This is a genomic window from Rheinheimera pacifica, from assembly GCF_024809855.1.
Classification (GTDB): domain Bacteria; phylum Pseudomonadota; class Gammaproteobacteria; order Enterobacterales; family Alteromonadaceae; genus Alishewanella; species Alishewanella pacifica_A.
Map to the genome: position 1 here is coordinate 1 of NZ_JANUEM010000010.1, position 12,029 is coordinate 12,029.

The 12,029-nt window shown below is 49.1% G+C and carries 11 protein-coding genes and 2 rRNA genes; 4 read left to right on the top strand and 9 right to left on the bottom strand.

The features are described 5' to 3' along the window. Nucleotides 1–76: ribosomal RNA gene (locus M2404_RS13130) — 23S ribosomal RNA — on the top strand; the annotation flags it as partial. Between the two features lie 126 nt (nt 77–202). Beyond that, nucleotides 203–317 (top strand): 5S ribosomal RNA (gene rrf, locus M2404_RS13135). A 121-nt stretch (nt 318–438) separates the two neighbouring features. Here the strand turns inward: rrf and M2404_RS13140 are convergent. The 6 genes from M2404_RS13140 to M2404_RS13165 form a co-directional block, all read right to left on the bottom strand. Then, nucleotides 439–1,248 carry a hypothetical protein gene (locus tag M2404_RS13140; RefSeq protein WP_259240208.1) on the bottom strand — a complete coding sequence of 270 codons (810 nt, stop codon included), beginning with the start codon at nt 1,246–1,248 and terminating at the stop codon, nt 439–441. An 89-nt stretch (nt 1,249–1,337) separates the two neighbouring features. Next, a complete protein-coding gene (locus M2404_RS13145; protein WP_259240209.1) occupies nt 1,338–3,437 on the bottom strand; it encodes a tRNA(Met) cytidine acetyltransferase TmcA in 2,100 nt (699 codons plus the stop codon). Further along, nucleotides 3,438–5,609 carry a DNA helicase II gene (uvrD, locus tag M2404_RS13150; RefSeq protein ID WP_259240210.1) on the bottom strand — a complete coding sequence of 724 codons (2,172 nt, stop codon included), beginning with the start codon at nt 5,607–5,609 and terminating at the stop codon, nt 3,438–3,440. Between the two features lie 83 nt (nt 5,610–5,692). Continuing rightward, nucleotides 5,693–6,928, bottom strand: a complete 1,236-nt coding sequence (locus M2404_RS13155; protein WP_259240211.1) for a multidrug effflux MFS transporter — start codon at nt 6,926–6,928, stop codon at nt 5,693–5,695. Nucleotides 6,929–6,948: 20 nt separating this feature from the next. Then, nucleotides 6,949–7,647 carry an HAD-IA family hydrolase gene (locus M2404_RS13160; RefSeq protein WP_259240212.1) on the bottom strand — a complete coding sequence of 233 codons (699 nt, stop codon included), beginning with the start codon at nt 7,645–7,647 and terminating at the stop codon, nt 6,949–6,951. 5 nt (nt 7,648–7,652) lie between these two features. Further along, nucleotides 7,653–8,567, bottom strand: coding sequence for a LysR family transcriptional regulator (locus M2404_RS13165; RefSeq protein ID WP_259240213.1), 915 nt, complete (start codon nt 8,565–8,567; stop codon nt 7,653–7,655). Nucleotides 8,568–8,726: 159 nt separating this feature from the next. Here M2404_RS13165 and M2404_RS13170 point away from each other — a divergent pair, with 159 nt between their 5' ends. Then, entirely contained in the window at nt 8,727–9,173 is a 447-nt protein-coding gene (locus M2404_RS13170) for a DoxX family protein (RefSeq protein WP_259240214.1), read from the top strand. A gap of 109 nt (nt 9,174–9,282) precedes the next feature. After that, nucleotides 9,283–9,612 (top strand): hypothetical protein, encoded by a 330-nt coding sequence (locus M2404_RS13175; RefSeq protein WP_259240215.1) that lies wholly within the window; start codon nt 9,283–9,285, stop codon nt 9,610–9,612. A gap of 4 nt (nt 9,613–9,616) precedes the next feature. On the opposite strand, the gene xerC is transcribed toward M2404_RS13175, so the two are convergent. Genes xerC through dapF form a run of 3 tightly spaced genes read right to left on the bottom strand, consistent with a single transcriptional unit; the run spans nt 9,617 to nt 12,022 of the window. After that, nucleotides 9,617–10,552: a tyrosine recombinase XerC gene (gene xerC / locus M2404_RS13180; RefSeq protein ID WP_259240216.1), complete on the bottom strand. Its 936-nt coding sequence runs from the start codon at nt 10,550–10,552 to the stop codon at nt 9,617–9,619. Beyond that, nucleotides 10,539–11,195 carry a DUF484 family protein gene (locus tag M2404_RS13185; RefSeq protein WP_259240217.1) on the bottom strand — a complete coding sequence of 219 codons (657 nt, stop codon included), beginning with the start codon at nt 11,193–11,195 and terminating at the stop codon, nt 10,539–10,541. Before M2404_RS13185 ends, xerC begins: the two co-directional genes overlap by 14 nt. After that, nucleotides 11,192–12,022, bottom strand: coding sequence for a diaminopimelate epimerase (gene dapF / locus M2404_RS13190; protein WP_259240218.1), 831 nt, complete (start codon nt 12,020–12,022; stop codon nt 11,192–11,194). The genes M2404_RS13185 and dapF overlap by 4 nt, the downstream gene beginning before the upstream one ends. Between the last annotated feature and the right edge of the window lie 7 nt (nt 12,023–12,029).

Genomic DNA, 12,029 nt, shown 5'->3' on the forward strand with positions numbered 1-12,029 from the left:
ACGTTGATAGGTGAGGTGTGGAAGCACGGTGACGTGTTAAGCTAACTCATACTAATTGCCCGAGAGGCTTAACCATACAACGCCCAAGATGTTTTGCGCGAGAAAGCGCTAAGAAAAGTACAGTGTGTAAGAGTTACATCAGCCTGCCAAATTAAAGATGGAACGACAGTTTTAATTAAATGTTGTTCCTGACACGTTTTTGCCTGGTGGCAATAGCGCTGTGGAACCACCTGAACCCATTCCGAACTCAGAAGTGAAACGCAGCTGCGACGATGGTAGTGTAGCATTCGCTATGCGAGAGTAGTTCACCGCCAGGCTCCTCATTACACAAAGCCCTTCTCAATGAGAAGGGCTTTTTGCTTATAAATATCTTCCGATTTATGTAAATAGCCTGCAATAAAAAGCCCGCATTACGCGAGCTGGTTTTTACCGTAACTATTACTGATTACGCTGCAAATTACCGTGTACATCGTAGCGCCAATCGGCACTTTGCAAGGCTTCCAGATGGGCAGAAGCTTGTTCTTCCTCTAATGCATTAATAAAGCGGCCATTTTTGTCTAAAAAGATCAGCCACTGCCTGGTTGTTTTCTCAATATCAGCATTGCTGACAGAAATATGCATGCCCAGATAGTGGCCAATATTACCACGCCACCCGTGCTGCACTTTAAAAACATAGCGGCCTTGATAGTCGGGGTGCAGGTAGTTAGCCTGTTGCACTGCGCTCAATTGCTGCCTGTCCGCGACATTGACCCAGGCAATGGCATGGCTGCTTTCTATCAGAGCCTGTATTTGCTGTTGTGCCTGCTTGGCTTGCGAAGCGCTAACCGAGCTTTTATCACGAAGAGGTTTACTCAGTGGCGTGGCTATTTCAAGTGAAAATAAGGCTAAGTCATAGCTATCCTGCAGCGCTTGAAATGCTGCTACGTCAGCACAATCTTTTAGCTTTGCTATGTTTTGCTCAAGATCTGCTGTTAGCTTTGGGTCTGCATCAAGTAAATATTGGATATCTGTACTACTTACTTTTTGTTGCAGTAGCTGCTGTAATTTTAAACGCTCATTATCCGGGTTTGCTATCACAGCTGCCAGATCCGCATCAGCTTGCCGGCACTGCTGGTAGAAACGGTTAATTTCCTCCAGATAAAGTGCACTGCTGATAGCGGATTGCAGTGTTCTGCGCTCTGAACCAGAAAAGCCTGATGTAGCGACAGGCATGGATAAAACGCCCAGCAGCGGAATAATAGCGATCATACAGAATAAGTACCCATTACAGAATGGTTGCACCTTAGCCTGATTAGCCGAAAAAAGAAAGTAATGGCAGGGTCGATTAGCTGTCGTGGCTAGGTTGTTATAGATATCAGTTCTGAGATATGTTGGCGAAACAGTGTAAAAACAGCATTTTTTTTGCTAAAACCATACTTTGTTAGCAAGTCAGGCCAACTGATATGTTGCCAGTAAAGGCTGCACAGTGGTGCTGCTAACTGCGGCGGTAATACATAGTAATGTTTGCAAAACCAGCGTTGCAAAATAGGCTCAATCAGCTCATAAGGCCGCTGGTTACGACAAAAAAGAGCCAACTGCTGCAATTCAGCCTCTGTTAGAGGCGGGATATCTGGCAAGGGTGTAGCCAGCTGCAGTGCAAGTTTGGCATTTAGCAGCGGATACTGGCCTGATAATGTCAGAAACAGGTTATAGCCAAACTGCCGGTTAAGCTGTTGTACTCTCTCGCTACCTGCATCACTATCTGCGGTCACACTTTTTAGCATCAGTATGGAATATTCTGCACTGGCTTTATCTGAGCTGATCCCGAGGCGAAGAGCCTGGTAGCCATTACGTTGCCAGAACTGCAATAACTCGCTGCTAAGCCCAAAGCTGGTGCCAAGATAGCGAATATTTTGCTGTTTGGCCTGCAGGCTAACAAACTCCAATAGTTTTGTTCCGAGGCCTTGCTTTTGTAATGTGGGCTGCACAGCAATACGCATGATGCGCCATAAGCTTAAACTGGCAAGTTCAGGCTGAGCGAGGTGAAACGCGAGGCTTTGTGCCAATAAATGGCCTTGTACGCGTCGTTCACCAAGGTATATCTGATACGCCAGTTCTGGCGGAATATCGCCCTCAGTGCTGATTAACACACAAGCCAGCACCTGGCTATCTTGCTCTATTGTAACGACCTGCAGCCGGGGGTTATCCAGCAGCGCAGCCAGATCTTTAATCTGAGTCTGGTAATGTGCCAGGCTTAACAAGCCAAATACCTGTTGCAGCTTGTTGGCATTATTCAGCCAATCTTTCGCCTGATAAGTCAGCATGCTGATTTTATCGTTCGGCGAATATGCCGGTTCATTAATATTTTGCCGTAGCAGAAAACAATTAAAGATTAATTGCTCCAGTGGATCAGCCGGTTGATAGCGGATTGGCTGCTGTATTTGTAGTTTGCGCCAGCCGGGGCATTGTTGATTAAGATATTGCTGGAAGCGTAGCTGAAAGCCGCGGCCGGTGCCTTCGTAGCCATGCTCAGTGGTAGCAAATACTATGCGGCTAAAGCGTTGTAGTAAGTGTTGCAACACCGGTGTGGGTATAGCGGCCGCTTCATCGACTAACAACAGGTCGGCAGTTTTAGTGCTGCGTAACAGCTCGTCAAAAGGAATAAACTGCAGATTATTATGTTGTGATGGTGAAGCAAGCTGTAAAAAATGCGTTAGGACTGTCCCTGCAGCTTGTGGCGAAGGCGCTGTTATCAGCAGTTTTTTATTTTGTGCTGCCAGTTGTGCCGCGGCAATGCCCAGTGCTGCTGATTTTCCCCGGCCACGATCCGCAGTTAATACCAGTGGGCGGCGGCGGTGGCCACTAACAACGCGTAAAATCGCCTCAACCGCTTCTTGCTGCTCTGTTGTCAGGCAAGGTGCCGATGCCTTATATGGTTTGGCCGGAGCTGGCCAGTCCAGCGCCTTTTCGATGTGCAGTTCATTAAGAAAACAGGCGTTTTGTTGCCGTAACTGCGTTACCAGGAACGATAAAAAGTTGCCCTGATGATTGCTGGCATCTAAAGGGTAAGGCAACAGACTTTTATGTGCCGGATTCGCTTGTTGTTGCCATGTTGCAAAGGGTTGGCAGAGCAGAAGCCAGACACCACCGGCTTTAACGCAGCCAGCTGAAGCGGCCACCAGATCAGCATTAAAACCGCTGAACGCGTTGATCACTAAAATATCGCATTCGCTGCCCAACAACTGATAATTTTGCTTGCCGGTGAAGTTAACGGCATCGGCAGGCGCTTTAGCGCCAAGCCAATATAGCTTATCGTAGCTAACAGTATTGAGTAGTGCTGCGGTGTGTGACAGCAGGGCTTCTTCCATGCCCTGCCAGATAACCGGCAAACGGATGTGCAACTGCGCGGCTTGTTGCTGCCATTGCTGTAGCTGAGCCAGCAGCACAGTTAGCGGCATTTAGCCAACTGCCTGTAGCCGGGCATAAGCCGTTACCAGCCATTTACTGCCCAATTCATCAAAGTTAACCTGAATGCGCGACTGGCTGCCGGTACCTTCATAGTTAAGTACTGTGCCTTCGCCAAACTTATCGTGCAGTACACGCTGGCCCAGTTTAAAACCGGTATTTTCAAAGGCGACATGCGAGGCAGCACTGCCAAAGCGGTTAAACTGGGTTGGCCGGCTAACCTGAGTAGTCAGGCGGATTTCTTCTACGTATTCAGCCGGAATTTCACGGATAAAACGTGACGGCTTATGATATTGCTCCTGCCCGTATAAACGGCGGTTTTCGGCATGGGTTAAATACAGTTTTTTCATTGCCCGTGTCATGCCGACATAACATAGCCGACGCTCTTCTTCTAACCGGGTGGGGTCGTCACCACTTTGCTGGCTGGGAAACATGCCCTCTTCCAGGCCGCAAATAAATACCAGCGGAAACTCCAGTCCTTTGGCACTGTGCAGCGTCATTAACTGTACCGCGTCGGAATGCTCTTCTGCCTGATACTCACCAGCCTCCAGTGCAGCCTGGGATAAAAACGCTGCCAGCGGCGTCATATCCTCAGCGCGGCGCTCATCAAAATTCTGACAGGCCGTAATAAGCTCGTTTAAGTTTTCAATCCGCGTTTGCGCTTTTTCGCCTTTTTCTGCCTGGTACATAGCATACAAACCGGATTGCTTAATGGCATGTTCGGCTTGCTCATGTAGTGGTAACTCTGTTACCTGGGTATCTAACTGCTCAATTAACTGCATAAAGTTATCAATAGCAGAGGCCGCGCGGCCGGTAAGCTGTTTTTGCGCCAGCATTTGCTGTAGGCTTTGCCACAGTGTTTGTTGCTGCGCTCGCGAATGTTCGCGTACTTTATTTAAAGTAGTATCGCCAATGCCGCGCACCGGCGTATTAATAACGCGCTCCAGCGCGGCGTCATCCTGGCGGTTATGCAGCAGGCGCAGGTAGGCCAGGGCATCTTTAATTTCCTGGCGTTCATAAAAGCGCAGGCCACCATAAATACGGTAGTGCAAGCCTTCCTGAATTAACGCCTCTTCCAGTACCCGTGACTGGGCGTTGTTACGGTATAAAATAGCGGCTTCGCTTAAACGGTCGCCTTGTTTGTGCCAGTCACGGATACGGCCGACAATAAAGCGTGCTTCGTCCAGCTCGTTAAAAGCAGTGTACTGCGATATTACTTCGCCCTGTGCGCCGTCGGTCCATAAGTCTTTACCCAGGCGATCGGTGTTATTGGCAATTACCGCATTGGCGGCTTTTAAAATGGTTTCAGTAGAGCGGTAGTTTTGCTCCAGCCGCACGGTTTCTACGTCGGGAAAGTCTTTTAAGAAGGTTTGAATGTTTTCTACCCGCGCACCACGCCAGCCATAAATAGATTGATCGTCATCACCCACAATCATGACTTTAGCTGTGCTGCCAGCTAACAGACGCAGCCACTGATATTGAATAGCGTTGGTATCCTGAAATTCGTCTACCAGGATATGGCGAAAGCGTTGTTGATAATGGCCGCGTACTTCGTTGTTTTGTTTTAACAGCTCAAAGCTGCGCAGCAGTATTTCGGCAAAGTCGACTAAACCGGCACGGTCGCACATATCCTGATAAGCAGCATAAATTTTAACCATCTGCTGCAGGCTGAAATCACCTGCGGCATCTATCATGCCAGGGCGTTGGCCATCGTCTTTACGGGCATTAATAAACCACTGAATTTGCTTTGGCGGCCAGTGTTTTTCGTCCAGATTCAGCGTTTTTAATACCCGTTTTACCAGCCGGTACTGATCGTCGCTGTCAATAATTTGAAAGCCCTGTGGCAAGCCAGCTTCCTGATAATGTGCGCGTAGCATACGGTGCGACAAACCATGAAAGGTGCCCATCCATAAGTTGTTTAAACTCACGCCTATGGTGCTTTCAATCCGGCCGCGCATTTCCTGCGAGGCTTTGTTAGTAAAGGTTACCGCCAGCAAGCTGTAAGGTGCTACCCGTTCTACCTGCATTAACCAGGCTAAGCGATGCACCAGTACGCGGGTTTTGCCGCTACCGGCCCCGGCCAGTACCAGCATATGTTGCGGTGGTGCTGCCACCGCGTCGCGTTGTTTATCGTTTAGCCCGTCCAGCAGGTAAGATACATCCATCAGAGAGTCTCGCTAAGCATAATGGCTGCCATTATAGCAGCCCTGCCGCGCAGGCCAAGCGTAGTTAGTGGATATATAACCAGTTAGTCAGGCGAGGCCGTTGCACGCTGTTCCTGATAGGTATTAGCAAAAGTTAGAATTGCCATACTGATACAGCCAAAAATAAAGAAACCTGCAGTTACCGGAATAACAGTACCGTTATACATCTGGCCTATAACTGTACCTATACACATCGACATAATGGAAGAGGTAGAGCCGATAATAGCGGCAGCTATGCCTGCCACATGACCCATTGGCTCCATCGCCATGGCGTTGATATTGCCAAACACCAGGCCAAAACAAAAAAACAGCACTGCAGCATAGATTAAAAACATCCACAGTTGTATTTCAACGGCCAGATGCAGCACTAAAAACAGTGCTGAGCTGGCGATAATACCCCATACCGCGCTGCCGGATAAACGCTGCATACCCCACTTTTGTACCAGACGCGAGTTAACCAACGAGGCTGCGCCAAACACAATAGCCAGCAAGCCAAAGTACAAGGTGAATAGCTTGCCCGTTTTAAATAAGTCCTGAAAAATTTGTTGTGACGAATTCAGATAACCAATAAAACTGCCGAAAAATAAGCCCATACAAATCACGTAACAGACAGTGGGTACATTGCTAATAACTTCTTTAAAGCCCTCGGCAAAACCTTTTTTGCTCATTGGGATACGATGTGGTTTAGGCAGGGTTTCTTCTAAACGCCAAAAAATCCACAGCACTATTAACAGTGCATAAAACACATAAAGCAGAAAAATATCACGCCATGAACCAACCCATAGTACTACCTGTCCCAGGCTTGGCGCTAAAGCCGGCACCATGACAAAAATCATCATCACCAGCGACATAATACGCGCCATATCATTGCCGGAATATTTGTCGCGAACGATAGAGATAGCCGAAACATAAGGGCCTGAAACGCCTAAACCCTGGATAAAGCGGCCGAATAACAAGGTGTTAATATCATTGGCAAAATAACAAACCACTGTGCCCACTAAAAACAGCGCTATACCGCCATTTAACACTTTCTTGCGGCCGGTAGCGTCTGACAAAGGGCCGCAAATCAGCTGGCCTATAGCCATACCAAAAAATAACGCACTAACCACCAACTGCGCCTGATTCGGATTATTCATCACAATGTCAGCGCGAATAGCATCCAGTGCAGGCAGTAAGGCATCAATAGAAATGGCAACAACAGACATCATAAGTGCAACCAGTAAGGAAAACTCACCGGTAGAAATGCGCGATTGTGGCGCGTGGGCAGAATAGTCAGACATTCACTGTATTCCTTGTTAAATCACAACAGCGCAGATAATTGCTGCACATTAGTCAGCCGGATATGTGGTAATACCGTAATCGCACTTTGATAATGATCCAGCCATGCTGCCTGGCAGCCGGCATTTATCGCGCCCATTACATCGGCGCGGTGGCTGTCGCCAATATGCAGTATTTGCCCAGGCGCTACCTGCAGGCGTTCTGCGGCGGTGGTAAATAAATCAGCATAGGGTTTCATCCGGCCATCAGGCCCGGCTTGCAGGCTGAATTCGAACAGCTCACCAATACCCATTTTGTGAATACAGGCATTACCATTGGTAATGGCGATTAAACGATACTGTTTTGCCAGCGCAGAGAGTAGCTGCGTTACGTCGGGTGACACGGTTATCCTGGTGCGGGCATCAAGAAAAGCTGCATAACCATATTCAGCAATGCGCCGCGCCTCAGAGCGGGGTAAACCCAATTCAAGCAGGCCAGCCTCAATACCAAGTAAACGCCAGCGCCCAATATCATGGCGGATCTCAGGTTCAATACTGGCCAGCTTTAATCGCTGTTGCCACCAAAACTTACTGTCTGTGGCTTTGCTGGCTGGGGCTTGTTGTGCCAAAGCGCTCAGCATAGCCTGTTCGGCTGCGTCGATAACCGGTTTGTTATCGTACAACGTATCGTCTAAATCAAACGACAAAACATTAACCGGGCTTAATGCTTTAAATAACTGCATATTCGCTACCATATTGTTGGTTGAAACACCTGCTGCCAGTTTACAGCCGCTAAATGCTGACTGAACCAATTTAAAGCCTGGCCCTGACTTTGCTTTTGCCAGGCCAGATACACCGGAACTTTATCTCTGGGTATACTGCAGGCTTTGGCGATGAGTTCACCGCGCGCCAGCTCTTCAGTGATCAGATGGCGCGGTACAAAGCCAATACCCAGGCCTTGCTTTTGCGCATCTATTTTTGCCTGCATATTACTGACAATAACGCGCTGGCGGGTGTCGAATAAGCCGGACGAGCGCTTGGGCGCGTCCAGCGCGGAGTCAGCTACAACAATAGCGGCATATTGCTGTACATCTTCAATACTGACGATGCGATCCAGTGCTGCCAATTGATGAAGCGGCGCCACTGCAAATACAAACTCTGCTTCGCCCAGTGGTAGCAGGTTAAACTGGCCCTTGGGTAAATCGCCGGATACTCCTACTGCAATATCAGCACGGCCGGTTTGTAATGCTTCCCAGCCGCCAGCCATTACCTCTTCTTTTACGGATACCTGAGTAATTTTACCCAGTTGCAAAAACTGACTAATCACATTCAGCAACGGTGCATTGGGAATAATGCTGTCTTTGGCAATCATTAACTGGGTTTCCCAGCCGGTATCCAGCTGCTTTACCGCATTTTGCAGCTGGTTAGCGGCATGCAGCAAGGTGCGGCCTTGCTCCAGCAGCAACTGCCCGGCCGGGGTTAACTGCGCCCGCTGCTTGCTGCGGTCAAATAAAGCTACGCCTAAATCTGACTCCAGTTTAGCAATGGTGTAACTCAGGGCTGAAGGCACCTTATACAGCGCTTCAGCTGCGGCGGCAAAACTGCCTTTGCGCTCTATGGCATCCAGTGCGCGTAAAGCGTCTAAACTCAGTACGTTATGCATAGCAGGCTCATTTAAAACTAAATTCAAATATTTTGAATAGTGTAGTCAAATCATTGCGCTTTTGCCGTAAAAATTATTTGGCTATAGTAACTACATCGACGCACAGTATGCTGTCGAGAGGCAGTAAACTTAACTTTAAACAATTTGACAGGTGATATTATGGCTACTTCAATCGTACAGAAAATTTTAAGCTCAAACGCCGGTGTTGCCGCTCTGGCACTGCGGGTTCCGGTGGGTATTATTTTTGCCGCACATGGTGCACAAAAACTGTTTGGCTGGTTTGGCGGCTATGGCCTGGCGGGTACCGGCGGCTGGATGGACAGCATAGGTTTATCGCCAGGTATCGTGATGGCGTTTTTAGCCGGTGCCGCAGAGTTTTTCGGTGGTATCGCGCTGGTGCTGGGCCTGTTAACCCGCCCGGCAGCACTGGCACTAAGCATTGCTATGGTGGTAGCAATAGTGGCCGTGCATCTGCCAAACGGTATGTTTATGAGCAATAACGGCTACGAATTTGGTTTAGCCCTGTTAGCCGCCAGCGTATCACTGCTGTTTAGCGGCGCCGGTAAAGCTTCGGTAGATAACTTACTGGCTAAGCGTTTTAACTAAGACTAAGTAACAAACAAAAGCGCCCGGTTCTGCCGGGCGGCTATTGTTATTCGATCCTTTTGTAAGCATCATGTAACATAAAGCGAGTTTCGGAAAAGGAAGCAGTTTTATGAAGCTAAATGGATGGCAGCGAATTTGTTGTGTTCTGGCTCTGACCTGGGTCAGTTATGTAGCAATTGGGGCATACAAAGATGTATATGAGTTAAGTAACAATATTGAGAAATATGAGCAGCAAATTCTGTTGATTGAAGAAAAAACTTTTGCCGAGCGGGATCAGCGGATTGATTTTTTGCATAACGTGATTTCTGAAACCGAAGACAAAAAGGTGTCGACAATTATAGCGGCAGTATTCGCTGGAGTTGCTCCGCCAGTATTTATTTACCTTATTCTGATATGGATTATTGCCGGGTTTAAAGTGGCTGAAGTCTCTGAACCGTAAAACGTCAGCTTTTTTTCTTAGCCCTCGGATGAGCGCTATCGTATACCTTGGCCAGATGGGCGAAATCCAGATGGGTATACACTTGGGTGGTGCTCAGGTTGGCGTGGCCGAGCAGTTCCTGCACAGCGCGTAAATCCTGACTGGATTCCAACATATGGCTGGCGAACGAGTGGCGCAGCATATGCGGGTGTACATGCTGATTTAAACCCTGCTGCTTGGCCCATAACTGTACCCGTTCGCGCACATGGCGGGTGCTGATGCGTTTATGCTGTTTGCTGATAAACAGCGCATTGGCATCCTCTTCCGGTAGCTTTGCCGTAAACGCTGGCCGCTGTTTTAACCAGTCTTTTAATGCTGCTAGCGCAATTTTACCCACGGGCACAATCCGCTGTTTACTGCCTTTACCTGTTACCCGCAGCAGTTGCTGTTGCCAGTCGATATCGCTGACATCGGCATTAACCAGTTCTTCCAGCCGTAAACCGGAAGAATAAAACAGCTCCAGCATGGCTTTATCGCGGCAGGCGAGAATATCGTCATTGCTGTCGGAACTCAGCAGGTGGTTGAGCTGGTCCACATTAAGGTTTTTTGGCAGGCTGCGTGCGGCCTTGGGTACCGATAAATACTGCGCCGGGTTATCGCTGCGTTTAGCCTGCGCCTGCAGATAGCGGTAAAAACTGCGTAGCGCTGCCACTTTTAACGCTATGGTCCGAGGTTTGGCACCGCTGCGGCGCAGGCCGACAATATGTTGTTTTAACTGATCTTCTGTCAGATTAAGCCAATGTGTACCTGCATCAGCGATACTCAGCGCCAGTTGTTGTAACTGGCGCTGATAGCTGTCCAGCGTTTTGCTGCTGTAGCCGCGCTCAAACTGTAAATACTGTAAAAACGCCTGCAGCGGCTGTTGCCACTGCGGCGCTAGCGGGGTGTCAGGCTGCGTCATAACCTGGTAACAGCTGGGCTAAAATGCTGGCCAGGTGGCTGATGAACAGCTTGTCCATTGATGGCTGGAAGTGGTCGTCCTGCTCGCTGCCAAAGGCCAGCAGAGCCAGCGGTTGTTGCTGACTGCTAACCAGGATCAGTGCTACTGAGTGGATATGTGGCGCAAATAAACCCTGTTGCTCTTCTTTGTTTAACCGGCCCAAATAAATGCCGTGCTGGTTTAGCCGGCGTGATAGCAATAACTGAAACGGGCTGCGGCTTTGCTCATCACTAAAACGCAATAAGCGGCATTCGTGTACATAAGGCATAGCGGCAGTAAATTGTTGCAGGCTGCTTTCGGCGTCCTGCAGGCTGGTGGCCTGGTGCAGCTGCGCCTGCAGCTGGTTAAACGCCAGAAATATCTGTTCATTTTGCCGTGCTACTGACATTAACCGGGTAATGTCGTCTTCCAGCGCCTGGATTTTTTCGCGCTGTAGTTCCAGTTGCCGCTCTACCAGCGACACACTGCCACGTTGCTGATGTGGTAGGCGTAAACTGGCCAGCAGTTGCGGGTATTGCTGAAAAAATTCCGGGTGATCCTGCAGGTAGTCGTACACCACATGGGCGGCCAGCAGGTCTTTGTCCTTGGTAAGGCTATCTGTCATAGCTGTATTTGTCCGTCATAAACATGTTCTGCCGGGCCGGTCATTTTTACCGGTTGGCCCGGGCCGTTCCAGCGAATTTGCAGGCTGCCGCCGGGTAAATCTACCCGTACCTGCTGCTGTAATTTTTTTTGTAACTGGCCTACCACCACGGCAGCACAAGCGCCGGTGCCGCAAGCCAGGGTTTCGCCAGCACCACGCTCCCATACCCGCAGTTTAATATGGCCAGGGGCGACTATTTGCATAAACCCGATATTAGCCCGCTCGGGGAAGCGTTCATGGCGTTCAAACAATGGCCCCTGCTGGTGCACCAACGCGGTGCCGACATCCTCTACTTCGACTACCGCATGTGGGTTACCCATTGATACTACGCCACAAAGAATAGTGTGTTCTTCTGCGCGCAGTATGTAGGTTATTTCCTGCTTTTGCGCTTTAAACGGCACTCGTGCCGGGTCCAGCTGCGGCACGCCCATATTAACGGTAACCTGGCCATCGGCCTCAACATACAGCATTATTTTGCCGGATTTGGTGCTAACGCCAATTTTATGCTTATTGGTTAAACCCCGGGCCCGGACAAACTTAGCAAAACAACGTGCGCCGTTACCGCATTGTTCTACTTCCGAGCCGTCGGCGTTGAAAATACGGTAGTGGAAATCCAGCTCCGGATCATAGGGTGGTTCAACCATTAACAGTTGATCAAAACCAATGCCGGTATTGCGGTTCGCCAATGCTTTAATCTGCTCTTTGGTCAGAAATACATTCTGGCTTACCGCATCGACCATCATAAAGTCGTTACCCAGGCCGTGCATTTTGGTGAAATGTAGCAACATCAGCGCC